Origin of the sequence: Novosphingobium jiangmenense, assembly GCF_015694345.1 — a bacterium.
GTDB lineage: Bacteria > Pseudomonadota > Alphaproteobacteria > Sphingomonadales > Sphingomonadaceae > Novosphingobium > Novosphingobium jiangmenense.
Map to the genome: position 1 here is coordinate 454489 of NZ_JADQDC010000002.1, position 26580 is coordinate 481068.

18 protein-coding genes are annotated in these 26580 nt (G+C 65.1%); 6 read left to right on the forward strand and 12 right to left on the reverse strand.

Annotated features, from left to right (window positions below; genetic code table 11):
* Positions 1 to 562 precede the first annotated feature (562 nt).
* Positions 563 to 3349, forward strand: a complete 2787-nt coding sequence (locus I2488_RS04780; protein WP_196274657.1) for an Rne/Rng family ribonuclease — start codon at positions 563 to 565, stop codon at positions 3347 to 3349.
* A gap of 147 nt (positions 3350 to 3496) precedes the next feature.
* Here I2488_RS04780 and I2488_RS04785 read toward each other — a convergent pair whose 3' ends face one another.
* Entirely contained in the window at positions 3497 to 5197 is a 1701-nt protein-coding gene (locus I2488_RS04785; protein WP_196274658.1) for an amidohydrolase, read from the reverse strand.
* 5 nt (positions 5198 to 5202) lie between these two features.
* Entirely contained in the window at positions 5203 to 6567 is a 1365-nt protein-coding gene (locus I2488_RS04790; RefSeq protein WP_196274659.1) for an amino acid permease, read from the reverse strand.
* Positions 6568 to 6696: 129 nt separating this feature from the next.
* On the opposite strand from I2488_RS04790, the gene I2488_RS04795 reads away from it, so the two are divergent.
* Together I2488_RS04795 and I2488_RS04800 are read left to right on the forward strand one after the other, a co-directional pair.
* A complete protein-coding gene (locus tag I2488_RS04795) occupies positions 6697 to 7836 on the forward strand; it encodes a ThuA domain-containing protein (protein WP_196274660.1) in 1140 nt (379 codons plus the stop codon).
* Between the two features lie 74 nt (positions 7837 to 7910).
* Entirely contained in the window at positions 7911 to 8543 is a 633-nt protein-coding gene (locus I2488_RS04800) for a class I SAM-dependent methyltransferase (protein WP_196274661.1), read from the forward strand.
* A 3-nt stretch (positions 8544 to 8546) separates the two neighbouring features.
* Here the strand turns inward: I2488_RS04800 and I2488_RS19775 are convergent, their stop codons facing one another.
* Entirely contained in the window at positions 8547 to 10526 is a 1980-nt protein-coding gene (locus I2488_RS19775; protein ID WP_196274662.1) for an alpha/beta fold hydrolase, read from the reverse strand.
* Positions 10527 to 10984: 458 nt separating this feature from the next.
* Here I2488_RS19775 and I2488_RS04810 point away from each other — a divergent pair, with 458 nt between their 5' ends.
* From I2488_RS04810 to zapE, 3 genes are read left to right on the forward strand one after another with little or no spacing between them, the layout of a single operon-like run.
* Positions 10985 to 11767, forward strand: coding sequence for a succinate dehydrogenase iron-sulfur subunit (locus I2488_RS04810; protein WP_214652189.1), 783 nt, complete (start codon positions 10985 to 10987; stop codon positions 11765 to 11767).
* Between the two features lie 8 nt (positions 11768 to 11775).
* Positions 11776 to 12240, forward strand: a complete 465-nt coding sequence (locus I2488_RS04815; RefSeq protein WP_196274663.1) for a hotdog domain-containing protein — start codon at positions 11776 to 11778, stop codon at positions 12238 to 12240.
* Entirely contained in the window at positions 12237 to 13370 is a 1134-nt protein-coding gene (gene zapE, locus I2488_RS04820) for a cell division protein ZapE (protein WP_196274664.1), read from the forward strand. Before I2488_RS04815 ends, zapE begins: the two co-directional genes overlap by 4 nt.
* A 272-nt stretch (positions 13371 to 13642) precedes the next feature.
* Here zapE and I2488_RS19490 read toward each other — a convergent pair whose 3' ends face one another.
* The 9 genes from I2488_RS19490 to I2488_RS04865 all read right to left on the reverse strand — a co-directional run bounded on the left by I2488_RS19490 (position 13643) and on the right by I2488_RS04865 (position 26569).
* Positions 13643 to 15925: an EAL domain-containing protein gene (locus I2488_RS19490; protein ID WP_246465477.1), complete on the reverse strand. Its 2283-nt coding sequence runs from the start codon at positions 15923 to 15925 to the stop codon at positions 13643 to 13645.
* An 82-nt stretch (positions 15926 to 16007) separates the two neighbouring features.
* Complete coding sequence (locus I2488_RS04830) at positions 16008 to 17897, reverse strand: XrtA/PEP-CTERM system amidotransferase (RefSeq protein ID WP_196274665.1); 1890 nt, start codon at positions 17895 to 17897, stop codon at positions 16008 to 16010.
* An 11-nt stretch (positions 17898 to 17908) separates the two neighbouring features.
* Positions 17909 to 19477, reverse strand: coding sequence for an exosortase A (gene xrtA, locus I2488_RS04835; protein ID WP_343070982.1), 1569 nt, complete (start codon positions 19475 to 19477; stop codon positions 17909 to 17911).
* Complete coding sequence (locus tag I2488_RS04840) at positions 19464 to 20693, reverse strand: TIGR03087 family PEP-CTERM/XrtA system glycosyltransferase (protein ID WP_196274666.1); 1230 nt, start codon at positions 20691 to 20693, stop codon at positions 19464 to 19466. Before I2488_RS04840 ends, xrtA begins: the two co-directional genes overlap by 14 nt.
* On the reverse strand, positions 20690 to 21745 hold the full coding sequence (locus tag I2488_RS04845; protein WP_196274667.1) for a FemAB family XrtA/PEP-CTERM system-associated protein: 1056 nt from the start codon (positions 21743 to 21745) through the stop codon (positions 20690 to 20692). Before I2488_RS04845 ends, I2488_RS04840 begins: the two co-directional genes overlap by 4 nt.
* On the reverse strand, positions 21742 to 22629 hold the full coding sequence (locus tag I2488_RS04850; RefSeq protein WP_196274668.1) for an XrtA system polysaccharide deacetylase: 888 nt from the start codon (positions 22627 to 22629) through the stop codon (positions 21742 to 21744). Before I2488_RS04850 ends, I2488_RS04845 begins: the two co-directional genes overlap by 4 nt.
* A gap of 23 nt (positions 22630 to 22652) precedes the next feature.
* Positions 22653 to 23915 (reverse strand): XrtA/PEP-CTERM system-associated ATPase, encoded by a 1263-nt coding sequence (locus I2488_RS04855; RefSeq protein WP_196274669.1) that lies wholly within the window; start codon positions 23913 to 23915, stop codon positions 22653 to 22655.
* A gap of 18 nt (positions 23916 to 23933) precedes the next feature.
* Positions 23934 to 25643 carry a preprotein translocase subunit YajC gene (locus I2488_RS04860; RefSeq protein WP_246465478.1) on the reverse strand — a complete coding sequence of 570 codons (1710 nt, stop codon included), beginning with the start codon at positions 25641 to 25643 and terminating at the stop codon, positions 23934 to 23936.
* The gene (locus I2488_RS04865) at positions 25640 to 26569 is read right to left on the reverse strand and encodes an AAA family ATPase (RefSeq protein ID WP_196274670.1); all 930 of its coding nucleotides are present in this window, start codon (positions 26567 to 26569) and stop codon (positions 25640 to 25642) included. The genes I2488_RS04860 and I2488_RS04865 overlap by 4 nt, the downstream gene beginning before the upstream one ends.
* Between the last annotated feature and the right edge of the window lie 11 nt (positions 26570 to 26580).

Here is a 26580-nt window from a genome sequence, read left to right on the forward strand (position 1 = left end):
CCCCGCCGGTCCAGACCGAAAAGGTGCATAAGGTTAACGCGGTGTTCGCGGCATTGTTTTAATTGCCGGTTTGCAATTGCGGTGCTAGCACCCATTTACCGGGGCAAGCCAGCACCGGCACATCCACGCCGAAACCGCCGGAAAGCGCACACTTGCGCCGCGGTGGGCGAGGGAAAGCCCGCTGGCGAAGATCCCGCCCACGTGGAGAGAAAGAAGCGCAAGCGCCCTCCTCCACGCGACAAGGTTGATGCCGTGATGATGAGCCGCGTTTCGTTCCTGCCTGTCTGCCCCACCGGGGCGGTCGCGGCTTGGACGCTTGCCGGCACGCGCACTTCGCCGCGAGTTGTCTTCACAGCAGACGCAAACCAACCGCCGCCGGGCGGCGAGCGACAGGGCAAGGCAGCCGATACGCTGCGCGCCGCAACGCTCCGATCCGGCAAACCCCCATTCGCGAACGACATCCGCAACGGAGCAATCCGGGCCAGTGCCGTTCGTGCATCCCAAACAAACCGCGCCAGTATTCCGGGGGAAACCCTGCGGCGGCGCGGCTGGAGTAATTGTAATGACCACGCGCATGCTGATCGATGCGCGCCACCAGGAAGAAACCCGGGTGGCGGTGCTGAAGGGCAATCGGATTGAAGAGTTCGACTTTGAATCTGCTGATCACAAGCAGATCAAGGGCAATATCTACCTCGCCAAGGTAACCCGCGTTGAACCCTCGCTGCAGGCGGCGTTCGTCGATTTCGGCGGCAACCGTCACGGGTTCCTCGCGTTCAGCGAAATCCACCCTGACTACTACCAGATCCCCAAGGAGGACCGCGAGGCCCTGCTGGCGGAAGAAGCCGCCCACGCCGAGGAAGAGGCCGCCCTGCGCGCCGCCGAGGATGCCGAGGACGAAGACTACGCCGATGGCGAAGGCTACGATTCCGACGAGGGCGTGACCGAGGTCGACACTTCCGAGAAGGATCATGTCGCCACCATCGAAGGCGGCGTCGTCGAGAATGGTTTCGACCACGAAGGCGACGAGGGCGAAGACTCCGCCGAGGCCTCGGAAGAGGAAAGCGAAGAAGGCGAAGACAGCAACCGTCGTCGCGGTCGTCAGGGCCGCCGTCGTCAGGGTGGCCGTTCGCAGGGCAAGGAAGCCGACGAGCTGCGCGCCAAGCGCATGGCCCTGCGCCGCCGCTACAAGATCCAGGACGTGATCCAGCGCCGCCAGGTGCTGCTCGTCCAGGTCGTCAAGGAAGAGCGTGGCAACAAGGGCGCTGCCCTCACCACCTACCTCAGCCTCGCCGGCCGTTACTGCGTGCTCATGCCGAACAGCAGCCACGGCGGCGGCATCAGCCGCAAGATCAGCTCCTCGGCTGATCGCAAGCGCCTGAAGACGATCATTTCCGAACTGGAGCTGCCGCGCTCGATGTCCTGCATCGTCCGCACCGCCGGCCTCCAGCGCACCAAGCCCGAAATCAAGCGCGATTTCGACTATCTCGCCCGCCTCTGGGACGAGATCCGCGAACGCACGATGAAGTCGGTCGCGCCCGCACTGATCCACTCGGATTCCGACCTGATCAAGCGCGCCATCCGCGACATCTACAATCGCGAGATCGAGGAAGTCGTGGTCGAGGGCGAGCATGGCTATCGCGCCGCCAAGGACTTCATGAAGCTCCTGATGCCGAGCCATGCCAAGCGCGTGAAGGCCTATGCCGATCCGGTGCCGCTGTTCCAGCGCTATGGCGCGGAAGACCAGCTCACCGCGATGTACGATCCGGTCGTCCAGCTGAAGAGCGGCGGCTACCTCGTCATCAACCCGACCGAGGCCCTCGTCTCGATCGACATCAACTCGGGCCGCTCCACCAAGGAACACGGCATCGAGCAGACCGCGGTTGCCACCAACCTCGAAGCCGCGCGCGAAATCGCCCGCCAGCTGCGCCTGCGCGACATGGCCGGCCTCGTCGTGATCGACTTCATCGACATGGAATACGGGTCGAACATCCGTAAGGTCGAAAAGGCGATGAAGGACGCGCTCAAGAACGATCGCGCCCGCATCCAGGTCGGCCGCATTTCCGGTTTCGGTTTGATGGAAATGAGCCGCCAGCGCCTGCGCACCGGCGTGCTCGAAGCCACCACCCGCGCCTGCCCGCACTGCGACGGTTCGGGCCTCGTCCGCACCGCCTCGTCTGCCGGTCTGTCCGCCCTGCGCATGATCGAGGACGAAGCCGCCAAGGGCAAGGGCAACGTCGTCACGCTCTATGCGTCGCAGGAAGCCGCGATCTACGTGCTCAATGCCAAGCGCACCGATCTTGCCGAGATCGAGGAACGCTATGGCGTCACCGTCGAGGTAATCCCCGAGGGCGAGAACGAGGGCGCCAAGATGCGCGTCGCCTCGCGCGGGCCCAAGCCCGAATTCGTCCCCCGCTTCGAACCGATCATCGAGCCTGAAGAGGACGACATCGTCGAGGAAGAATTCGACGCAGAGGAAGAAGCCGAAGAGCAGCCCCGCCAACGCTCGCGCGATGGCGCCGAGGGCGACCGGGACGGTGACCGCGATGGCCGCCGCAAGCGCCGCAAGCGCCGCCGTGGCCGCAACCGCGATCGTCGTGACGAGAACGGCGAAACCGAAGGTTCGGGCGAAGAAGGCGACGAAGCCGAAGGCGATGAAGCTGAAGGCACGGAAACCGAGGCTGAAGGCGTCGATGGCGCACGCTCTGACGAGAACGATGACGGCAACGAGCGCGGTCCGCGCAAGCGCCGCCGTCGCGGTCGTCGTCGGCGTGGTGGCCGTGAAAACGGCGAAGGCACCGGCGAACAGGCTGACGGCGATCAGGCCGAGGGTGACACTGACGAGGGTAGCCGCCAGGCTGAACCTGCCGAAGCTCCGGCAGAACCGGTCGCTGTCGAAGCGCCAGCTCCGGCCGAAGCCGAGGCCCCTGCCGCAGAGGAAGCTCCGGCCAAGCCGAAGCGCACCCGCCGCAAGAAGGCTGACGCCCTGGTCGAAGCCGAAGCTGCTCCTGCAGCCGAGGAAGCGCCCGCCGCTGCTCCGGCAGTAGAGGAAGCCGCCGCGCCTGCGCCCGAAAAGCCCAAGCGCACCCGCAAGAAGAAGGTCGAAGCCGCTCCCGAAGCGACTGCAACGGAAGCGGCTCCGGTCGAGGCTCCTGCTGTCGAAGCGGAAGCTCCGGTCGAAAAGCCCAAGCGCACGCGCCGCAAGAAGGCTGACGCGGTCGCCTCAGAAGCAGCGCCCGCCGAGACGGTCAGCGCTGAAGCGCCAGTCGCTGCAGAAGCCGCAACAGAGGCAGAAGCTGGCGAAGAGTCCACGCCGCGCCGCGGCTGGTGGCAGCGCACCTTCGGCGCCTGATCCTTCAGGCCCCGCCAAGCTGAAAGGCCCCGTCAGCAATGGCGGGGCCTTTTGATTTCCAAGTGATCTTTCTCCCCTCCCGCAGGCGGGAGGGGTTGGGGGTGGGCATTCAAGCGCTGCGCTTGAAAGCGGAAAAGTTGGCCGGACCTACTCCCCCGTCCGGTTCCACACCAGCTTGCCACCCACGAACGTCATATCCACCTTCGTCGCCAGCAACTCCTCTGCCGGAACCGTCAGCGGATCCCGATCCAGCACGATCAGATCAGCGAACTTGCCCGGCTCGATAGAACCCTTCTTGCCCTCGTCCCACGCAAGCGCCGCAGCCTTTGCGGTATAGAGCCGGATTGCCTCCTCGCGGGTAATCGCCTCCTGCATCGCGAACTGGTGCCCGGTCATGCCCTTGCGCGTCGCCGCAGCATAGAGCCCGACCATCGGCCCGATCGGCAGGTTGTCGCTGCTCATCACCACGTTCACGCCATGCGCAATCGGCGTTGCCATCGGATTGATCCGGTCCAGCCGCTCGCCATCGAGCACCTGCAGATAGCGCCCCTCGAGGTTGTAGGTGAAATTGGGCTGCGCCGTCGTCCACACCCCGTCCGCCGCCATAGCCTTCATCGTCTGCTCGGTCGGCAGCATGGTAAAGTGCGAGAGGAACCAGCGATGGTCCTTCCTGGGATGCGCGGTCAGCACATCGTGATAGGCCGCAGCCACCGTATCGATCGCCTCGTCGCCAATGGCATGGATGCCAAGCTGCCAGCCTAGCGACGCGGAAGTCTCGACCATCTCGTGCAGCGCCGCTTCCGACATGAACGTCGTGCCCCGGAATCCCGGCTGCCCCTTGTAGTCCTTTGACGTGCGCGCCGTCGGCCCGGTGAATCCGCCGTCATAGGCGCTCTCGCCAATCGGCCCCAGCTTCAGCCGGTCATCGCCAAAACCGGTGTGGTAGGGAAACTTCTTCAGCCGCTCGGCGCCCGGATACATGATGTAGAGCGTCGCGCGCGGCAGGTTCTCGCCTTCGTCGTCATAGATCGCGCGCAATTGCTTGAAGGTATGCGCGCGCACCCCGTTGCCGCCCCCGCCAGGCACTCCGCCCTGCTCCACCGGCTCGTCATCGATCGTCGTCCAAGCCTCCATGAAGCTGGTGATCCCGAGCGTCAGAAGGTCCTTGAGCGACTTGACGTAGCTCGGCCGCATCTGCGCAGGCGTACTGGGCGGAACCAGCTTGAGGATCAGGTCGGTGCGCTCGCGCACGATGCCATTCGGCACCCCGCCGGGCCCGCGCTCGATCAGGCCACCCTCGGGATCGGGCGTATCCTTGTCGATCCCCGCCAGCTTGAGCGCCATCGTGTTGGCCACCGCGCTATGCGCCCCGGCGCGGACCAGCACCACCGGATTGTCCGGCGCAATGGCATCAAGATCGGCACGCGTAGGATTGCGCTTCTCGGCCAGCAGCGCCTCGTCCCAGCCCGAACCGACCACCCATTCCCCCGGCCCCAGCGCCTTGGCCTTGGCCGCGACCATCTGCCCCAGTTCGGCAATCGAGCGCGCCTTGGCAGGCTCGACCGAGCGCGGCGACACGCTGATCAGGTGCAGGTGCGCATCGATGAACCCCGGCATCAGCGTCCGCCCCTTGAGGTCGATCGTCCGCGCCGCAGTCCATGTCTTCGCCAGTTCCGGCCCGCCCACGGCCGCCACCTTCCCGTCCTTCACCGCCACCGCCGAACGCACCGCAAAGTCCTTGTCGACGGCGAGCACCTTGCCATTCACCAGCAGGAGGTCCGCCTGCTCAGCAATCGCGGGAAGTGGCAAAGCGGCCAGGACAAGGGCAAGCAGGCGGGCGGTCTTCATCGAAGTCACATCCTTTGTCGGCGAAGGAAAAACCAGGCGACGGCGGCAATCCCCACCGTAACCGCGCTGGCAACAAACTGCGGGCGCAACTCGGGCACCAGCGCCATGGCAACCAGCACCACCCCGATCGCGCCGATCGTCGCGTACGAAAGCCACGGGAACAGCCACATCCGCAGTTGCAGCCTCTCGGGTGCATCGGCTTCGACCTGCCGCCGCATCCGCACCTGCGCCAGGCACACCATCAGGTAGATCACCAGCATCAGCGCGCCCGAAGCGCTCACCAGAAAGCTGAACACCCCCTCGGGCGAAAGCACCGAGGCGGCCATCGCGCCATAGCCGAACAGGCTGGCAATGATCGTCGCCCGCGCGGGCACCTTGCGCCTGTTCAGCCGGATCAGCGCCTGCGGAGCATCGCCATGCCGCGCCAGCCCGAACAGCGCGCGCGACGTCACGTAGAGCCCCGAATTGAGGCACGACAGCACCGCCACCAGCACCACCGCGTTCATGATCGTTGCCGCGCCCGGAATGCCCATCAGCGCCAGCGAACTTGCGAACGGGCTCTGTCCCGGCACCACCGTATTCCACGGCTGCACCGCCACGATCAGGATCAGCGAGAGCACGTAGAACAGCAGGATGCGCAAGGCGACCGAGCCGGTCATCCGCGCGATCACCTTGGCCGGAGCCTTCGATTCCGCCGCCGCCACCGTCGCGATCTCGGCCCCGCACAGCGCGAAGATCACGGAGGTCACGCCCCCGATCACCGCGCCCCAGCCCTTCGGCGCAAAGCCGCCATGCGCGGTCACGTTGGCGAAGGTATTGCCCGCAGGCGAGGTAACCCCGAACGCCCACAGCCCCGCGATCACGATGAACCCGAGGATCGCCGCGACCTTCGCCGCCGAAAGCCAGAACTCGAACTCGCCATAGGACCGCGCCGAGAACAGGTTCACGACCGTCATCAGCGCCAGCAGCACGCAGCCGATCTGCCACACCTCGAACGGCAGCCACATCGCCAGGATCACCGCCCCGGCAATCGCCTCGATCGCCACCACGATCACCCAGAAGTACCAGTACAGCCACCCCGCCACGAAGCCCGCCAGCGGCCCCAGCCCCAGCCGCACGTGCTCGGTGAACGATCCCGCCCCCGGATGCAGCATCGCCATCTCGCTCAGCATCCGCATGATCATCAGGATCACCAGTCCGGCAAGGCCATAGCTCACCACCACCGCCGGACCGATCTGCGCGATCGAGGTCGAGGAGCCGACGAACAGCCCCGCCCCGATGATCCCGCCGATCGCGATCATCGCCACGTGCCGCGCGTGCAGCGCCGCGTCCAGCCCGTGCCGGTTCTTGTCTTGCTGTCCCCCGTCCATCTGCATTCCTTCGTGAAGCCTTGCTGCCTGCGGACAATACGTCTTTCACGCAAGGGTGCCACCCGCTGCGGTTGACCGGCGCTGTCGGCCCGGCCATGGTAGCGCAAACACAGGTATCGGGAGACGGACGTGCGCAAAGGGATTCTGCTGGCCGCAGCGGCACTTGGACTGATTGCGGGCACACCGGCGCGAGCCGCACCAGTGCTGGATTGCCCCCTGGGCAAGCAGGCCCTGTCCACGCAGTCACCGCTTGCCGACGTCCTCGCCGTCCCCGCCGCCAAGGCCGCAATCGAAGCTGCCTCGCCAGGGCTTCCCGAGGCGATGACCCACCCGTTCAACGGCCATGCCCTGCCCCCCGGCTTCGATCGCATCGTCACGCCGCGCGCGGTCATGGCGATGCTCGGCAAGAACGACGCCGCGCTGGGGGCCCGTCTCGACAAGGACCTCGCCAAGGTCCGTCTCACCACCGCCGATGTCGGCGCCCGCTGCCGCACTTACGACAACGACCGGCCCGCCATTCCCGCAGACCTGCCCCGCCCCTCGCTGCTCGTCTTCGGCAAGATCACCGGCTTCCGCGATTCCCCCTCGGTCAACGCTGCCGAAGCAGCGCTCAAGGGCATTGCCGCGCGCCACGGCTGGGGCATCGTCTTCACCGACAAGGGCGGCGTGTTCAACGCAAGGGACCTCGCGCACTTCGATGCGGTCGTCTGGAACAACATCAGCGGCGACGCCCTGACCATCCCGCAGCGCGCCGCCTTCCGCCGCTATGTCGAGCATGGCGGCGGCTTCGCCGGAATCCACGGCTCCGGCGGCGATCCCCAGTTCTTCTGGGACTGGTATGCAGACAGCCTGATCGGCGCCCGCTTCATCGGCCACCCGATGACACCGCAGTTCCAGGAAGCCCGCGTCGTCGTCGAAGACAAGCGCCACCCCGCCACATACGGCCTGCCTGCCGACTGGCGCATGACCGAGGAATGGTACTCGTTCAACCGCAGCGTGCGCTCCCTGCCGGGCGCCCGCGTGCTCGCCTCGCTGGATGAAAGCACCTACAAGCCCGGCGAAGGCTTCGGCCAGAAGCTGGCGATGGGCGATCACCCGATCGCCTGGACGCGCTGCCTCGGCAAAGGCCGCAGCTTCTACACTGCCATCGGTCATCGCCCCGAAAACTACAGCCAGCCCGAAAGCCTCAAGCTGCTCGATCAGGGCGTGATGTGGGCGATGGGCCTCAGCCCCGAAGGCTGCGGCTCCGCGGGCGACCGCGCGAAATGAAATGACACGGCGCACCCGGTTGCGCCGCACCTGCCACTTTGCCAGTCTCCTGCGATAAACGAAGGGGGATTGCGATGGGTCTGAAAGCGGTTTGGGACGCGCACGTCGTCCCGCGCATGATCAAGTGTGCCTGTGCATCACCAAACATCATGGAACTGCGCGCCGGCGTCGTGCCGCGCGCGCAGGGCCGCGTGTTCGAGATCGGCTGCGGTGGTGGCCTAAACCAGCAGTTCTACGATCCTGCCCGCGTCATCGGCTTTGCCGGGATCGACCCTTCGGGCAAGCTCCTCGACTATGCCCGCGAAGCCGCCGCCCGCAAGGGCTGGCAGGCCGATATCCGGCAGGGCGTCGGCGAGGACATCCCCTTCGGTGACGAAACCTTCGACACCGCCGTCTGCACCTACACGCTCTGCTCGGTCGACGATCCGGCCAAGGTCCTGTCCGAACTGCGCCGCATCCTCAAGCCCGGCGGCACGCTCCTGTTCCTCGAACACGGCCTCAGCCCCGATGCTCCGGTTGCCAAATGGCAGCGCCGGATCGAGCCTGTCTGGAAACCCCTGATGGGTGGCTGCCACCTCTCCCGCGCCGTCACCGCCCCGGTCCTCCAGGCCGGCTTCCAGCTCGAACACCCCGGCCACCAGTACATGCCCGGCATGCCGAAATGGGCCGCCTGGATGGAATGGGGCACCGCCACAAAGCTGCGCTGATCTTCAATCCGCCGGATTGTGCTTCGCCAGGAACGTCTCGATTGCCGAAAGCAGCGCAAGCCGGTCCGGCTCGCGAGTGAAGTAGTGATCGGCCTTGGGCAGCGAGACGAATTCAACGTTCTTGCCTGCTGCCTGCATCTTGTTGAACATGCTCTGCGATTGCCCGTGATCGACAGTCAGGTCCTTCTTGCCGTGGATCAGCAGCATCGGCACCTTGATCGCATCAATGTGGTTCATCGGTGAAACGGCGGGGAAGTCCGGCGTCATCTTCTGCCACTGTTCGCGATAGCGCTTGCCGAAAAGCAGGTCGCCGAAGTCGTTCACCTCGCGGCGCAAGTTGGCCACGCCCGCGATAGAGATCGAACAGCGCCACAAGTCGGGATCGCGCGCCGCGCCCCACATCGCCACGTAGCCGCCGTAACTTGCGCCGACCACGCAGGCACGCTTGGCATCCGCCAGCCCCTGCTTCGCTGCCCAGGCCAGCGCGTCGTTGACATCATCCTGCATGGCCAGGCCCAGTTGCCCCTCGCCTTTCTTCAGGAAGGCCTCGCCGTAGCCGGTCGATCCGCGAAAGTTGGGCTGGATCACCAGATAGCCTCGGCTCGCGATGAACTGCGCCCAATAGTCCCAGTCCATCGTGTCGTTCGCCCAAGGGCCGCCGTGCGGCAGGATCACCACAGGCAGGTTCTTCGCCTCGCGCCCCGGCGGCGTCGTCATGATCGCCTCGATCTCCAGCCCGTCGCGCGCCTTGTAATGCACCTTCTCCATCTTGCCGGCGCGCGTGCCGTTGGTCGCGCTGTTGAGATTGGCGAAGAGGTGAAGATTACCGTCGGCGGTGTCGAAGAAATAGAGCCTGCCCGCCTCGTTCGGCTTGTCCACCCGTACCAGCATCCGCTGGCGGTCGGCCGAAAGCGAGATGATCTGCGCGCGCCTGCCTTTCAGGCTTTTCTCGAAGGCCTTCTGCAGCTCGTCGAGAGCGGGATCGAGCCAGTGGAGCGGCTCGGTCGCGGCGCCGCCGAGGTAGACGCCGAGCACCTCGTTGCCCGAATCGTCGTAGCGCACGCCTTCGATGTCCACGCCGACCTCGGCCTGGTAGAGCGTCTGCACCACCGCGCCGCTGTCCCCGTCGATCTCGACCAGCGCATCGCGGCCATCGGTGCCGGGGCGCAGGACGACCATCCGGTTCGCATCGGCGCGGACCAGCAGCGGCACTTCGAGGTCATCGTAGGCTTGGCGATCCTTGCGGTCGAAGGCACTGCCCTTCTTCGCCCGGTAGAGCAGCGTCCGCGTACCCTTGGCGCGGTCGTTGGAGATCGCCCCGCGAACCACGCCCGACGTATCGGCGATCCAGTCCAGCACTTCGGCACGTGGATTGGCTTCGGTGGTATGGCGGCCGTTGGTGACGTCGACAGAATAGACCGCTGGCCAGAAATCGTCGCCCATGTAGATCGAGTTCTGTCCAGCGAGCAGGATGCGGGTTGATCCGTCAGTCGGAACCCACAGCACATCGGCGGCATTCTGTCCGCCAAGGTCCCACATCAGCTTGGTGTACTTGTCGGTCGTGCGGTTTAACGAAACCGCGCGCGAGATATAGGCCTTGTCGCCCCCGTCGAGCGGGCGGATGGCCGTGATCCGGATCAGCAGGTTATCGTTGCCGACCCATTGCATCGAGCGCACCTCGACATCGTCGGGCAGGCCCGCCTGGCTGAGCTTGCTGGTGTCGAACGGCGAAATGACGACGATCCGCTGGCTGCCGTTGACCGCGAATTGGCCGGCCACCCACATCCCGTCGGGCGAAAGCTTCGCCCCTTCGACAAACGGCAGCTGGGCATAGGCAGAAGCGGGCAACGGTGCCTGGACGGTAACCGCAACCGGCGTGGCCGCTTCGGTTCTGGGGGCGGCCTCGTCCGCCGGGACGGCTTGCGCATGAAGAATATTCGCTGACAGCAGCCCCAGCACCATGGCCGTCGAAAGTATTTGCACGATTCCCCCGTGTATTGACTGAATGCAGGCTAGAGGGATTAGCCGTCCGATCAAGTCCAACCCCAACCCTATTCATCGCTGTCCTACACGCAAGCAAAATGGCATGGTCGGGACATGCGCATGATCGAACCAACATCTCGAGTGATCCTCCCCGTTTTTCCGGAGGACAAATGGGGAGGTCGCAGTCGCCATCGGCGACTGACGGAGGGGAAAACGATCTTCACATATGCGAACAAATTAAGAACGCTTTGCCCGAAAACCGCCTGCCAAGTCCCCGGAAAGATTTCCCTGAACTCTGTAAACCCCGTAAACCCTTTTCACATATGCGAATGGAAACCGGCCGCCCTTCAAGGCTGCAACCTCTACCAACGTGCAGGCCAAAGCCCTCTTGCCCCTTGCGCTGCATTCGCTAAGGACGACTCAACAAGCCGCGCCCACGCGAAGGACAGGACAGAACGATGGCGACATTCTCGCTTCCGAAGAACTCCACGATCACCGGCAAGCCCCGCCACCATGCGGCGGCCACCAACGGCAAGATCCGCAAGTTCAAGGTCTATCGTTACGATCCCGACAGCGGCGAGAATCCGCGCTACGACACGTTCGACATCGATCTCGAACAGTGCGGCCCGATGGTGCTCGACGCGCTGATCAAGATGAAGGGTGAGCAGGATCCCACCCTCACCTTCCGCCGCTCCTGCCGCGAAGGCATCTGCGGTTCGTGCGCGATGAACATGAACGGCCGCAACGGCCTCGCCTGCACCACCGCGATCGAGGATCTCGACGGCGAAATCCGCATCACGCCGCTGCCGCACATGGAAGTGATCAAGGACCTCGTCCCCGATTTCACCCACTTCTACGCGCAGTACGCCTCGATCCGTCCCTGGCTCCAGACCGTCAGCCCCACGCCCTCGGGCAAGGAGCGCCTGCAGTCGCCGGAACAGCGCGAAAAGCTCGACGGTCTCTACGAGTGCATCCTGTGCGCCTGCTGCAGCACCTCGTGCCCGAGCTACTGGTGGAACTCCGACAAGTTCCTTGGCCCCGCCATCCTGCTCCAGGCTTACCGCTGGCTGGCTGACAGCCGCGACGAGATGACCGGTGAGCGGCTTGACGAGCTGGAAGATCCCTTCCGCCTCTATCGCTGCCACACCATCATGAACTGCGCGAACGTGTGCCCGAAGGGTCTCTCGCCCGCCCGCGCCATCGCCGAGATCAAGAAGATGCAGGCCGAGCGTCTCGTCTGATTGATCCGGTGAGTGAGCAAGCCTTCCGTTACGAACCGGCCGAGGACCACCCCGGCTGGTTCACCTGGAACCTGACCGACGAGACCCGCTTCAACGCCCAGACGATGGGCCGGATGCTGACGCGGATCGAGGAAGGCGTTGACGGCACCCGCCGCGCCCGCCTGCGCATGTTCCCGGAACGCCGCCACTCGAACCTGCTCGAAGCAGTACACGGCGGCGTCACCCTCGCGCTGATCGACATCTCGCTCTTCGCGGCGATGCGCACGCTCCTGTCGGGCGATGCCGCCGGCTCGGTCACACTTGATCTGTCGACGCAGTTCATCGGCGCAGGCCGAGTCGGCAAACCGCTTGACGCTGTGGTCGAAGTGCTGCGCGAAACCGGTCGCCTCGTCTTCCTGCGCGGCCTTGTTGAACAGGGCAACGACACCGTGGCCGCCTTCAACGGCACGATCCGCAAGCCGACCAGACGATGACCTCGGTCCTCCAGCGCTACCGCGAGCTGGTCGCTGCGGGAGAGCTCCGGCCCGATCCCGAACAGGCCGCCGGCGCCGCGCGCCTCGACGCACTTCAGCAGGTGCTGGAAACGCCCCCGCCCTCGCCCGGCCTGTTCCGCAAACTGTTCGGCGCCAAACCCGCACCACCTCCGCGCGGGGTCTACATGTGGGGCGGCGTCGGGCGTGGCAAGTCGATGCTCATGGACCTGTTTCATGACAACCTCGCCGTCAGCGCCAAGCGCCGCGCGCACTTCCACGAGTTCATGCTCGACGTCCACGCCCGCCTGCGCGAGGAGCGCAAGAAGGAAAGCGGCGACCCGATCCCGCCCGTCGCCGCCGCAATCGCTGCCGAGACGCGCGTGCTCTGCTTCGACGAGATGGTCGTCAACAACAGCGCCGACGCCATGATCATGAGTCGCCTGTTCACCGCGCTGATGAACGACGGCGGCGTCACCGTCGTCACCACATCCAACCGCGCGCCGCAGGATCTCTACAAGAACGGCCTCAACCGCGAACACTTCCTGCCCTTCATCGCGCTGATCGAAGGCAAGCTCGACGTGCTCACGCTCAACGGCCCGACCGACTACCGCCTCGAGCGCATGCAGGGCGTCGGGACCTGGCACGTGCCCGTCTGCCCCGAATCGACGGCCAAGGTCCGCGAAGCCTTCTTCCGCCTGACCGACTATCCGCCCGAAGACAGCGAGCACGTCCCGTCATGCGAACTGGACGTCGGCGGCGGTCGCATGATGCACGTGCCCAAGAGCCTGAAGGGCGTGGGCGTGTTCAGCTTCAAGCGGCTATGCAGCGAAGCGCGCGGCGCGGCGGACTACTTGGCCATCGCCCGCAATTTCCACACCGTCATCGTCGTCGCCATCCCCCGCCTCGGCGCCGAATTGCGCAACGAGACAGCGCGCTTCATCACCCTGATCGACGCGCTTTACGAGCACAAGGTCAAGCTGATCGCTACCGCTGAAGCGGAGCCAGCGGAGCTTTATGACTGGAGCGGAAAAGGCGACGACGAAGGCCGCTTCATGTTCGATCGCACCGTCAGCCGTTTGATGGAAATGCAGAGCCAGGACTATCTGGCGCTCGGCCACGGCGAGGACTGAGGGCCCTTAACAGAGCTTTCCGTAAGAATATTGCGTTAACCACGAATCGGGGCAACGCAGGGTCTATCTGCAATGGACAGGGCACTGCCACCAAACTCGGGTGGCAGTGCCTATCTATTCATGCCCCTGATTCCATAGAGAAATCAGGGAGAAACCCGGATTACTGGAAGAGCCAGCGCAGGATTTCGATGATTGCGTTCACAGCGGACATTCGTGCCTCCATCCACGATTGGAGACACATGGTTAACACCGCCCTTCATGGTTAACAACTTCTAAACGACTCCGCTTTGGCGTTGTCCCATTTTGAGAAGCCCCTGACAGAACTCGGCAAATGGTTGAGGACGACCGAGAAAATAGCCTTGGCCGACGTCGCAGCCCAGATCGAGCAACGCGCGATAAGTTGCCTCATCCTCGATCCCTTCGGCCACCACCGTCTGCCCGAGGGCATGGGCCAAGCCGATCGTCGAGCGGATGATGTGGCGCTCGCGGTCATGCGTGAGCAGCTTCGAGACGAAGCGCCGGTCCAGCTTCAGCTCGTCGCTGGGCAGGTCGGCGAGGTATGCAAGACTTGCTTCGCCGGTACCGAAATCGTCAATCGAAAGCCGGAATCCCATCGCACGAAGCTGCGAGAGGTTCTGAACCGCTGCCGGGCGATTGCGCACGCTCGATGTTTCGGTGACTTCCACGGTAAGCAGGCGCGGGTCGATGTTCCGGCGGCGCACGATCTCCGCGAAGTTTGCCACGAGCGATGGCTTGTCGACCATCTGCGCCGACAGATTTATGCTCATCTGGAAATGACGCCCTTGCGCATTCAGCGCGAGAGCCGCGGTGATCGCTTCGTCCACCACCCAATAGGTTAAGGCATCGATGCGCCCTGCGCGTTCGGCTTGCAGGATAAAAGCATCTGGCGCGATCGGACCGCGTGTCGGGTGGTTCCAGCGAATCAGTGCCTCGGCACCGCATGGCTCTCCGCGGCGCATGTCCCACTGGCTCTGGTACGCCAGCCAGATTTCGCCGTTGCGCAAGCCCTCGTCGATTCGTGCGTGAAGCGAAAGCTCCCAGCTCGCTTCGGCAAGGCGTTCGGCTTCGAAAAGCTCGACCGAGCGCCCGGAGTTCAGGGCATCGTTGGCACTGGCCAAGGCCGAATTGACGCGAGTTTGCGCGTCCAGCCCTTCGTTGCGGTCCAGGCCAAAATGGATATTCGTGTCGAAAGTGAACGCGCCGATCTGCAGCGGTGCGGAAAACAGCGCGCGCAATCCCTCAAGGTGATTGAGTTGCATCTCGAGCGGACGCGCTTCCTCGGTCCATGCAAAGTGGCCGCCCTCGCCGTTGAAGATGGCCTCGATTCCCGAACCGACCGAAAGGCGTCTTGCGATCTGGCGAGCGCATTCGCCGTGCAGGTCCTTTGGCAGCGTCGCAAGGATCTCCTCGTAGCGACCGATCACCGCGACGATCACGTCACGCCCGACTTCGAAGGGATGTGCGCTCAAGGCGAGGAGGTTGGGCAGACCGGAGGTGCTGGTGTGCTGCACCCGGCGCACGCGCAATTGCCATACGCGCGCACCACCATAAAGACAGAGGCACAGTATGGCCGCGCCGACATCGACGGTGATTCCAATCAACTGGAGCATGGGCGGCAGGACGAAGGGCACCGCTGTCGCAGCAGCGTGCAGTGCGACCTTGCGCCGACGCAATGCCATGCGGGATCCAGCGCGGACGATCAGCCAGACCAGCACCAGCAAGGGCAATTGCCCGAGCGACAATGCGAAGGGCTTGGCGAGACCTGAAGCGCCGGCGATGTCCACAGCCAGCGGGTGCAAACGCCCTTTGCCAAAATACCCGATGTTGGGCGCGTTGCCGGCCTGCGTAACCACGACCGTGCGACCGGTGAGCAACCCGGGCGTATAGGCACCGCTGAGCAGCGAATCTTCGCCAACCCTCGGGATTGAAGCGGGATCGACAAGGAAGTCCGGCTCGAAGGTCTCCTGCGCCCCGGCCTTGGCGCCGGCAAGAACAGCCGCAAAGGTCGGGTAGTCCTTCCCGTCAACCTTGACTGAATAGGGCGAAGACACCGCATAATCGAGGAAGTTGGCGTTCCACACCGAAACGACCACCGGGGCGACGTCTGACAGGGCACGCGGCGGCATGCGGAAATCACGGTAGGTAAACTCGTGATCGAGACTGCCGACTGACTGGCTGCGCACGACCAGCGACACGCCCGAGCCAAAGTCCTTGATCGTCTTCCCCAGCTGGCGGTCACCCGCAACGTCGGCACCATATTTCACCGGGGCGTCGACAAAAACCCGATAAGGCATCTGGCGGCGCACCTGTTCGAGCACGCGGGCCAGGCGAGGCGACGCTACAGTAGCGGAATCGAGATGTTCACCGTCAGCGCTCAACTCCACTATGACAGTCGAGGCGTTTGCGGGGTGCTGATTCAGCTTGTACCGGACGTTCCAGAAGACATGGTCGATCGGCGTCAGAAAATCGGTAAACGCCAGCAACGCCGGGATAAGCAGCGCGAGATACAGCGGTGTGCGCAGTTTCTTCAGCATGGACCCACGGGCGTTGTTTCAACACCGGATTAGTCCGCAATGGTGAAGATCACCTTACCACTTGATCAAACTTAATGCGCGATCAACCAAGGCGATCCATAGATTTCTGCAGCATAAGCAGCTGCCAGATCAGGCGGCTGTGGTCCGCCCGGCCCGACAGATGCGCCTGGACGACGAAATCGAGACGGCCGTTCTCGAACCAGCCTGTCCGGGCCAGGGTATCGCTCCGGGAAAGCCCCATAGCCTCACCGGCCAAGGGTCCCCGCAGCCATTGCGCAATCGGCGTGACAAAGCCCATCTTCGGCCGGAACAGCACGTCGTCAGGAAGATAGCGGCGCATGGTCTGCTTGATCAGCCATTTGCCGGTGGTTCCGCGAACCCTCGCCCGTTCCGGGAGGCGAGCGCCGAACTCGACAAGGCGGTGATCTAGCAGAGGCTCGCGCGCCTCGAGGCTCACGGCCATGCTGGTACGGTCCACCTTGGTGAGGATATCGCCGGGCATGTAGAACTTGAGGTCGGCGTACTGCGCGCGATCCAGTCCGGAACGCGCCGGGGCGTTCCTCATCAGGTCTACCAGCGATTGCTCCGCGCGATAATCGCCTCGCAAGCGCTTGAAATCTTGACTGTAAAGCGAATCGCGCAGCTCCGGTGGCGTCACCGCCAAGGCGCGGGCATAGCCTTGCTCACCGCTTTCAGCGAGGCTGAGGAACGTTGTCTTGGCCCGCAACGGACGCGGTGCCCAGTCAGCTTTCGGCCACGCGCGACCGAGCGCTCCGAACAATGGCTGGCGGATCGCCGAGGGTAGCAAGGCCCGCGCCTGTTCCTCGCGGTGCTGGAAGGTCTGGCGGCGGTAACCGGCGAAGGCCTCGTCGGCGCCGTCACCCGAAAGGGCCACGGTGACATGCTCCCGGGCCAATTCGCAGACGCGGAAGGTCGGCAAGGCCGAGGCATCGGCAAAGGGTTCGTCGAACATGCCCGCGAGCCGGTCGACCAAGGAATAATCGTCCGCCGAAACGGTGCGTTTCCTGTGCTGCGTATGATACTGCGCGGCAATACGGTCGGCGTAGGCGGTTTCATCGAGCGCACCGACGTCGAAGCCGATCGAGCAGGTCTTGACCGGAGTGGCGCTCGCCTCGGCCATCAGGGCGACGACGCTGGAGCTGTCCACACCACCCGACAGGAAAGCGCCCAGCGGAACGTCTGCCAGCATGCGCGAGGTGACGGCTTCACGCATGTGGTGCAGGAGATGCGCTTCGAGGTCTTGCGCGCTGCCCTTGGTGCGATCGGCGAAGGACACGTCCCACCACTGCACCGGCGCTGGCGGCGGTGCATCGGGGCGGAGCAGTTGGTAATGCCCGGCCGGCAGCTTCTCGACGCCCTTGAGGATCGAGCGATGGTCCGGCACGTAACCCCAGGCGAGATAATCCTCGACCGCCAGCGGATCGATCTCGCGCCGCAGCGAGGGGTGTGCGAGCAAGGCCTTGAGTTCGGACCCGAAGATCACCGCGCCGTCGGACAGGCGCGCGGTGAACAGCGGCTTCACGCCAAAACGATCGCGCGCAAGCAGCGTGGTGCGCTGGCGCAGATCGTGAAGCGCGAAGGCGAACATGCCGTGCAGCCTCGGCAGGCAGTCGACGCCCCAATGGCGCCAGGCCTCGAGGATCACCTCGGTATCGCCATCGGTACGGAAGGTGGCACCGAGTGCCTGAAGATCCTTGCGCAACTCTCTGAAATTATAGATTTCACCGTTGAATACGATCACCGCATCCTGTTCGGCGGCGATCATTGGCTGCGGAGAGCCGGCAAGGTCGATGATCGAGAGGCGGCGGTGACCGAGGCCTACGCCGGGGGCGGTCCAGACGCCTTCACCATCCGGGCCGCGGTGCGCGATGGCATCGCACATGCGCCGGACGCGGTCGGGGTCGACGGGCTTGAGGCCCTCGGTGTGGACGATACCGGCAATTCCGCACATGCGAACGCAGCCTAGCGACCGGACGCCACGCGGTCCATCCACGCATCGAGCGGACCAGTGGCGTCGATGAAGGCGCGCAGGGATTGATCGGCAGCGGGCTGGCCGGGAATGCCATCTTCCGAGGACAGGATGAGCGCTGCCGTCGTCTGCTCCCGCAGCAGCAGGCGATCGAGAATATTCTGCAGTTTCAGGTGGCTGTTGCTTCCGGTGAAGAGATTGCCTGAGCGATAGAATGTCTCCGCCAGGCGATGGACCGGGCCTGCGGTCTGGATGCGTTCGGCCTGTCCGCCTGCCACCGGCGGGGACGAGCGCTCCCACGCCCAACCGCTGTCCAAGGGAATCGCGCCCTGCCCGAAGCCGCCAGCCTCATGGCCGTCGCCTTGGGTGGCGTAGAGTGCGAAGGATACGTCGACGACATGCCCGGAGCGATCACGGAAACGGCCGAGCAGCACGTGCGAGGCGCCGGTGTGGAGCGGCTTCCATGCGGCCTGTGGCGCATAGTCGATCTGTCTCCAGCCGGGGATCTGCGGGAAATCGATCCGGGCGGGGACCTGCGCTTCCATGCGGTTGGCCCACGCACCCCAGCCGGTGAAGACCAGAGCAAGCGCCGCCATGCCGACGAGAGCGCCAGCGGGGCGGATCGACAGTGCGGCAAGCCCGGCAAGCAACGGATTCCCGGCGATCGCTTCGGCATCGACCATGCGATCGTCGATGCCGCGATCGAAAAAGCGCCAGGCCAGCGCCATGACCAGTGCCATGACGACGGCGAAGAAGATCCAGCCGTAGAAGATGTGGTCGAACCCGGCGGCGAACGCGATGCCGCGATGCTCGGCGATGAAGATCGTGCCCCAAGCGCGCACACCGTTGGCGAGGATCGGCATGGCCACGCTCAGCGCCATGAAGGCAGCGCGGCGGCTCCACGAGGCGAAGCAGACATTGGCGACAAGGGCGCCATAGGCGATCATCGCGATCAGGAATTTCACGCCAGAGCAGGCCTCGGCGACCTCGAAGTAACCGCCCGGCGTGGTGATGAACACGCCTTCGATGTGGGCGGGGACATTGGCAAGATCGAGCAGCGCCATGGTGATGCGCGCGGTGATTGTCTGCAGCGCCGGGATCAGTTCGTCGCCAGCGGGCACCAGGAACAGCATGTAGGCGAGCGGAAAGAGCAAGGCTGCCGAGACGCGCGGGCCGAGCAGGGTCAATACGCTCGCCTGCGCCATAAGCACGACGCCGAGCTGGGTGGCGAGCGAGAGGCCTGCGAAATCACCGAGGAGCCAGAGGAAGCCTGCGCCTGCAAACAGGACCAGTCCTGGCCACCAGCCTTGCGGCACCAGCTTCTCCACTTCCTTCCAGCGGAGCGAGATCAGCCAGCCGAGGATGAAGGGGATCAGCAGGACGTGGTTGTAGGTCGAGCTGTCCCACCATTGCAGGAACATCGCCTGCCAGTCGGATGCGAAGAGCGCGATGTTTCCGGCCCAGGCGAGCGCGAGCATCGACAAGGCACGCTTCCAGGTCGCAGGCAGGCTCGCCCAGCCACGCGCGAGCGGAGCTTTCAGGGCGACGTCAGGCCGCGACACGCGAGCCCTTGAGGCCGGACAGGCCTAGCAGGTCGGCCAGCGGGGCAAGCACCCCTGCCCAACCGCACTTCTCTACGACGAAAGCGCGGGCGGACTGGCCGATGGTGGCGGCGCGCACCTTGTCGTGGAGCAGACTGAGCGCCGCCTTCGCGAGGGCTTCAGTGCCATTGGCGACGACCAGTTCCTGCCCGTCACGCGCGGGGATGCCGGTGGCGGCTTCGGGCGTGGCGAGGACCGGGCGGGCCATGGCCATGGCTTCGAGCACCTTGTTCTGCACACCGCGCGCGATAGTCAGCGGCGCGACGACGAGGTCGGCTCCGGAGAGCCAAGGACGCACATCGATCACTGCGCCGGTGACGAGGGTGCCGTGAACGCCTTCGAGCGAGCGCACGGCGAGCGTCGGGGCGCGGCCGACGACATTGAAGCGGGCTTGCGGGAAGACAGCGCGGATCTGCGGCATGACTTCGCGGGCGAACATCTCCACCGCGGCAACGTTGGGTGGGTAGTCCATCTGCCCGGTGAAGGTCAGGTGCGGCCCCTCACCCGCGAGTTCCGGCGCGGGCGGCATGCCCTCAGGGTCGAAGAATTCGGTGTCGATGCCATTGCCGAGCGCGAGGATGACGGGGTCGGGGCCGGGAGCGAGCCGCTGGCGGAACAGCGTGGCTTCCTCGGGCGTGACCAGCAGGCTGGCGCTGGCGCGACGGGCCGTCTCGCTTTCGAAGCGGGACAGTAGCCGGGCTTCGCGGGTGTAGAGCAGCCCAAGCGGAAAGCGTGCCTGCTGCGCGTATGCTTCGAACTTGGCCGAATCCACGTCGACGAAGTCCATCAAGACACGGCCCGCAAAGCTGGCCGGAACATACTGCGCCATCTGGCCGGAGAAGACGTAGATCGCCGAGATCGGCCGGGTGGCGAGAAGCCTTGCCACAAAGGCCGAGATGCGCTTGTCGGCGAAAGCGGTCAGGCTGACCGGCTTGCCCGAGGCGAGCGCGTCCAGCCCGGCGACTTTCAGCGTGCGCGAGCGGCGGACGAGGCAATAGGAGGCGGCAACAGCGGCAAGATCGGGCTCGTGCCCCATGTCGCCCTCGTCATCGGCGAAGCAGGCGACGTGGACTGGCGCCAGACCCGCGATATGGCGCAGCACATGACACGAACGAATCTTGTCGCCGCGATCGGGCGGGAACGGGATGCGGTGGGCGAGGAACAGGACTTCGCTCATGCCAGCCCTTGCGCGATGAGCGGGCCGAGGCGGTTGGCGAGACCGAGCGGCAGCTTCTGCCACAATGCGATCTTGGCCTTGTAGCGCGGGCTGAGCGGATTGACGTCGCGCGGGGCCTGCCCATTGGCCGTCCACGTCGCATAGGCCAGCGGCTCCGGCGTGAAGCCCCAGTTGCGCTTGAAGTGATAGGCGCCGGTATTGACCTTCGAGCGGCCGAAATCGAACCGGTCGCATCCCCGCGCTCGAGCGTGGTTCATCAGCGCGTAGTACATGACGTCATTGGCGCGCATGGTCCGCGCCGCGAAGGTGCCGCCGCCCCAGTAGGGCATGACCGCGCCGCGGTGGTAGAGGCTCAGCACCGATGCGAGAGGCTGACCCTCGTGGAGCACGGTCAGGATATCGGCTTGGCCGCCGAAGCTATCCAGCACCATATCAAACAGGCGCTTCGGGAACACCGGCGTGCCGAGTTTGCGCACGGATTCGGCGTAGACAGCGTAGTGCATGGCGCTGTCTTCGGCGCTGCTGCCAACCCGCACCTCCATGCCATGCCCAAGCCCCCGCCGCACTTCGGCGCGCTGTTTGCGCGGGATGGCCAGGAGTTGCGCTTCGTCGTCGGCAGCCAGGGCGATGACGAAACCGGCGTGGCTGCCGGTCTTGACATGCCAGCCCTCCCCCTCCGGCAAGGGGCCACCACGAAGTTCGAGCGTCGGGCAGTTGAGGCGCACCGCCAGTTCCTGCGCGGCCACGAACAGCGCAGCATCCCCCTCGCCCACGACGCCGCCGCCAACGCCAAAGCCGGTCGAAACCAGCGCGCGGCCGAACAGCGGGGAGTGAACTTCGTGCAATGGCAAGACAGCGCGGATCGCACCGTCCTGTTCCGAAAGCAGGATGTGCGAGCGGTGGCCGGTTGAGCGCTCTACTGCGTCGAGCCATTCCAGCCGTTGGAACGCGGTCGTATCCGGATGATCGGACAGGAACCGGGCAACCGCCGCATGGTCACCGGGATCAGCCCGGCGCGCCACAGCGCTGGAAGGAAAGAACGGCGCGTTCATGCCGCGCGGCTCAGTGGGGTTCGCGCCGCCTCGATGGCAGCGACTTCGTCCATTCGGCCCCAGCGGAATTCGCGCACCAGCCGGGCCAGCTTTGCCGCCATGACATCGAGATTGGTGTAATGGCGCAGCTTCGACTTGAGCGGCGCGGCTGGCGGACGCGGCTGATCGGGGTCAATTTCCCACGGGTGGAAGTAGAACGCCGCCGGACGGTCATCGCGTTCGTTGACCTGCCGGATCGCCCAGCGCGACACGGCATAAGGCAGCAGCCGGAAGAACCCGCCACCCCCCGCCGCCATGCGACGCCCGGCGACCTCGGCAGTGGTGACCGGAATCTCGATCAGTTCCGCGCCCTCAACCGGACGGAAGGCAAAGCGCGGAGCCTCGCGCCAGCCATAGTGGTCATGCACGATCGGCGCGACCGAGGAGGAATAGACATAGCCCTGCTCGGCCAGCACCTCGTGCGCCCACGGCGTGCGCGCATCGATGGAGAAACTCGGGGCGCGATAGCCGATGACGCGTTGGCCGGTCACGTCCTCCAGCATCTTGCGCGCGCTTTCGATGTCAGCGGCAAAGGCTTCACGGCCCAAGGTAAATACACGCGCGTGGTCCCAGCCATGGCTGGCGATCTCGTGGCCTGCTGCGGCAATTCGGCGCATCATCGCGGGATAGCGTTCGGCAATCCAGCCAAGCGTGAAGAAGGTGCCCTTCACATCCGCTTCCTCGAACAGTGCGAGAATCTGCTGGCAATTGCGTTCGACCCGGCAATCGAGCCCGTCCCAGTCGGCGCGGTCGATCACGGTTTCGAACGCGCCGACCTGGAACCAGTCCTCGACGTCGACCGAGAGTCCGTTCAACACCCGGCCGTTCAGCACCCCGGACGGCATTGCTTTACCCCTTGTGGCGTCGCTCAAGCAGCGGCGCGGTGGAAGTCTTCGGCTTCGATCCACTCGATCAGCATGGTCAGGGTGTGGCGGATCGCCTGCTCCTGCTCGCTGGTGCGGGATTCGAGCGCGGCAATGGTGCGCTGCGTTTCGGCCAGCGCAGCGAGCACGCCTTCATCACCGGGACGCGCTTCGAGAGCGGCGATGCGGCGGTTGGCTTCCTCAAGCTGCGCAGCCAGATCGAAGTCCGGCACCGAAGCGACCGGCGCGGCGCGCATGTCGGCCAGTTCGATGATCGCCTGCTGCAGTTCGGCAATCTGCTCGTCGCGCTCGGCCAGAGCCGCACGCCATATGCTTTCGTCAAACGCGGGGGCGACCGACGCAGGCGCGATAGGCGCAGGAGCAACCGGCAGTTCGATTTTCGGCACCTCGGCTGCAGGAGCGGGCGTGACCGAAACCTGCGGCTTGCCGAATGCGCCATCGCCAGCAAGATCCGCCAGCACGGCCTGCAGCATGGCCGCATCGATGTGATCGCGCTGCTCCACCGCGCCCATCAGCAGCAGGCGGTTGACGATCTGGTTGATGCGGCGCGGCACGCCGCCGCTGGCCTTGGCGAGATCGGCATAGACCCGCGCATCGAACTGCGGCCTGCCCTGCCAGCCAACCAGCGCAAGGCGGTGTTCGACATAGGCGCCAACCTCGGCAGGCTCCATTGCATCGAGGTGATGCGAGGCGATCACGCGCTGGCGCAGTTGCTCGAGGTCGGGCGAAGTCTGGATCAGCGTGCGGAACTCGGGCTGGCCGAGCAGCAGGATCTGCAGCAGCGGATGCGCGCCCAGCTGGAAGTTGGAAAGCATCCGCAGCTCTTCCAGTGCCTCGACTGAAAGGTTCTGCGATTCGTCCACCACCAGCAGGCAGCGACGGCCTTCGCGTGCCTCGTGATGCAGGAAGGCCTCGATCTGGGCGAGTGCCGTCGCCTTGTCGTGTCCGGCGACTTCCAGACCGAAAGCACGCGCGGCAACGTGGATCAGCTCCTCGCCATCAAGCGCGGACGTCACGATCTGCGCGGCGGTGAGTCGCTGCCGGTCGACCGTTGCCATCAGGTGCGCTGCGAGCGTGGACTTGCCCGCGCCAACCTCGCCGGTGATGACGATGAATCCCTCGCCCTGTGCAAGGCCATAACCGAGGTAGGACAAGGCCTTGCGGTGCGTTCCGCTCTCGAAATAGAAGTGCGGATCGGGCGTCAGCTGAAACGGGCGACCCGAAAGACCATAGAATTCATCGTACATCGAAGCCGTCTCCGGGCATCAGAAGGAATAGCGCAGGCCGACAAGGCCCGATGCGATTACTTCGTCTTCAATCACTTTACGGTTAACACTGTCCAAACCGACCGCTGCGGTTGCCACGAGACGGTCCGTCAGGTTGCGGAAGTAGGCAGCGTTGGCGCCCACCGTGGTCACGTCGCCAAGGCTGGATGCGCCTGACTGGAACCACGCGGCATAGGCCGATACGGCGAAGCTGGAGCGGCGGTCGATCGGACCGTTGAGCCCGGCGTCGACATAGAAGCTTTCGTCCACCACGCCGTTCGCCGCACCAAGGACGGAGTCCTCGCGGGCAATGTACTTGCGGCGGATGTAGCCTGCGCCGATCCCGGCCTGCATCCGGCCGATGCGGTGCGCATAGGTGGCGTTGACGCCGCGTGCCCGGAACACCGAGCTGGCCACCGAGGACAGCGCATTGTTGACGCAGCCCCCGGACTCCGAACCGATCGCGCAGCCGCTGATCTGGCCGTTGAACGGATCGCGGTTGACCTGAAAGTCGGTCGGCAGATCGCGCAGCGCCCGGTTCACCTGACCGCCGAAGCCGGAGACGTTGTCGTAGACCGCAACGGTCAACGAGCTGCGCGCGTTCGGGTTGTAGGAGAAGCTTCCGTAGTAGGTCGTGCTGTCATAGCGACGGCCGACAAAGGCCGAGAGCGCGGTGCGACGGCTCGGGCGCCACATTACGCCGGCATCCCAGGTGAAGCCTTCGGTATCGTAGGCCAGCTTGCGGGGTTGCGACTTGTCGGTGACGTAGCGGCCATTGCTGCCGAGGATCGGCACACCATTGGCATCGCGCACGGCGTCGCGGGCAGAAACCTCGACATCCTCATAGCCCACGGCCCCGACAAGCGCGAGTTCCATGGTCACCGGATAGGTCACCTGTACCCCGGCGCGCATGTCGCGCACGCGCTGGTCGAGGTTGGTCACGTCTTCCTGAAAGTACGAACCGCTGGCGGTGATGCCCACGGGAAGCACCGTTCCCGGCGCGATGCCTGCCGAGACTTGCGCCGATTGCGAGACCGAATCGTCAAAGATGTCGGTCAGCGCCTGCCCCGGGGCCAGCTGGACTGCGTCCTTCTGCTGCACCTTGGTGTAACCCAGCATGTAGGACCCGGCGAGCGCCACGTCTCCGACATGGGTCGAGACGGCAGGCCCCGCATAGATCGAATAGACCTGGCTCACCGCATCATTGGCCGCGAGCGGGTTGAGCGTCGACGCGCCGCTGCCTTCCACACGGGTGCGGGCGGCCAGCGCGCCGGCTTCGACCGAAAGCGTACGGGGAATCAGGTCCTGCTTGACGCGGGCGAGGCCCGAAAGCGTATCGCCATCAGGCACGCGGTTCGACTGCGAGATGCGGCGTTCGTAGCGAACCGACACCGCGCCTTGGGTGCGGCGGCCGTCAAGGTTCATGTCTACCCCTGCCGCGATCGTGCTGTAGGTCAGCACTTCGTCGCCGGGGGAAAGCTCCCACAGGACGTTCTGGGTGGCTTCGATATAGGGGCGGATCGTCGTGCGCGGACCGCCGCCTGCACCGCGCGAGGTCAGGCCGCGTCCCTCGCGCGGGGCATCGGCCTTGTCCGAGGGCACATCGCCATCGACGTTCTCGTAATCGAGCGACTGCGCATGAAGCGGTCCTGCCAGGAGCATCGCCCCGGTAGCTGCCATCAGGCGCAGAGAATGCCTCGTCCGGGTCATTCCTTGTATCCGTAATAGGTGCCGAAGCGGCGGCCGGTAGTAGAAAACCGGGTGCCGTTGAGCAGGAGCTTGATGTCCTCGCAGGCGGAGAGCAGGCCCACGGCGTCACGCAGCGCAGCCTCGCCGGTCATGTCGGCGCGCACGACCATCACGGTCTGGCCGACATGATTGGCAAGCACGCTGGCAGGCGATGCGGCAAGGACAGGTGGCGAATCGAAGATCACCACGCGGTTGGGCGCATCGGCGGTCAGCCGGGCGAGCACTTCTTCGGTACGCGCGGACGCGAGGTATTCGGTGTCGGAGCCGGTGGCATTGCCTGCGGGCAGGACATAGAGCCCGGCGATATCGGTGCCGAGGATGCAGTCTTCCACCGCGATGGCAGGATCGGCCAGAGCGTCCATCAGGCCCTTGCCACCGGGCAGGCCCAGCGTCGAGAGGACCGAGGGCTTGGCGAAATCGGCGTCGACCAGCAGGACTTCGGTGTCCTTCTCCGCCGCCATCGACAGCGCGAGGTTGACCGCGCAGAACGTCTTGCCCTCGCCCGGATGTGCCGATGCGACGAGGATCCGCTCGCCATGTTTGACACGCTCGTCAGCCGCCGTGCGCAGCAGCTGGCGCTTCACGATGCGGAATTCCTCGAGCAGGCCGGTCACGCCGCTCTCGGGTTCGATCAGGCACTGTTCGCGCAAGTGGGAGCGGTCGATAGGATGGCGCTCGCCGGTGAACTGGCGGACCGGTGGTGCAGCCTTGGCAACCGGTTCGGGCGCCATGACGGGCGCAGGCGCAGCCGTGACCTTGGGCATCGGCGCAGGCGGCAGGTCCGGCACGACGGGGCGCGTCAGGGTGCGGAAGTCGAACGTGCCCGAGGCGCGCTCGATCAGCGAAGGTCCGCTGGCAGGAAGAGGGATCTTGCTCTGTTCGGTCATCGCATATCTCC

What these genes read in the sequence shown, in the direction of transcription:
- I2488_RS04780 (WP_196274657.1), top strand. Translation starts at nt 563, where the DNA reads ATGACCACGCGCATGCTGATCGATGCGCGCCACCAGGAAGAAACCCGG.
- I2488_RS04785 (WP_196274658.1), bottom strand. Translation starts at nt 5,197, where the DNA reads ATGAAGACCGCCCGCCTGCTTGCCCTTGTCCTGGCCGCTTTGCCACTT.
- I2488_RS04790 (WP_196274659.1), bottom strand. Translation starts at nt 6,567, where the DNA reads ATGGACGGGGGACAGCAAGACAAGAACCGGCACGGGCTGGACGCGGCG.
- I2488_RS04800 (WP_196274661.1), top strand. Translation starts at nt 7,911, where the DNA reads ATGGGTCTGAAAGCGGTTTGGGACGCGCACGTCGTCCCGCGCATGATC.
- I2488_RS04810 (WP_214652189.1), top strand. Translation starts at nt 10,985, where the DNA reads ATGGCGACATTCTCGCTTCCGAAGAACTCCACGATCACCGGCAAGCCC.
- zapE (WP_196274664.1), top strand. Translation starts at nt 12,237, where the DNA reads ATGACCTCGGTCCTCCAGCGCTACCGCGAGCTGGTCGCTGCGGGAGAG.
- I2488_RS19490 (WP_246465477.1), bottom strand. Translation starts at nt 15,925, where the DNA reads ATGCTGAAGAAACTGCGCACACCGCTGTATCTCGCGCTGCTTATCCCG.
- I2488_RS04830 (WP_196274665.1), bottom strand. Translation starts at nt 17,897, where the DNA reads ATGTGCGGAATTGCCGGTATCGTCCACACCGAGGGCCTCAAGCCCGTC.
- I2488_RS04840 (WP_196274666.1), bottom strand. Translation starts at nt 20,693, where the DNA reads ATGAGCGAAGTCCTGTTCCTCGCCCACCGCATCCCGTTCCCGCCCGAT.
- I2488_RS04845 (WP_196274667.1), bottom strand. Translation starts at nt 21,745, where the DNA reads ATGAACGCGCCGTTCTTTCCTTCCAGCGCTGTGGCGCGCCGGGCTGAT.
- I2488_RS04850 (WP_196274668.1), bottom strand. Translation starts at nt 22,629, where the DNA reads ATGCCGTCCGGGGTGCTGAACGGCCGGGTGTTGAACGGACTCTCGGTC.
- I2488_RS04855 (WP_196274669.1), bottom strand. Translation starts at nt 23,915, where the DNA reads ATGTACGATGAATTCTATGGTCTTTCGGGTCGCCCGTTTCAGCTGACG.
- I2488_RS04860 (WP_246465478.1), bottom strand. Translation starts at nt 25,643, where the DNA reads ATGACCCGGACGAGGCATTCTCTGCGCCTGATGGCAGCTACCGGGGCG.
- I2488_RS04865 (WP_196274670.1), bottom strand. Translation starts at nt 26,569, where the DNA reads ATGACCGAACAGAGCAAGATCCCTCTTCCTGCCAGCGGACCTTCGCTG.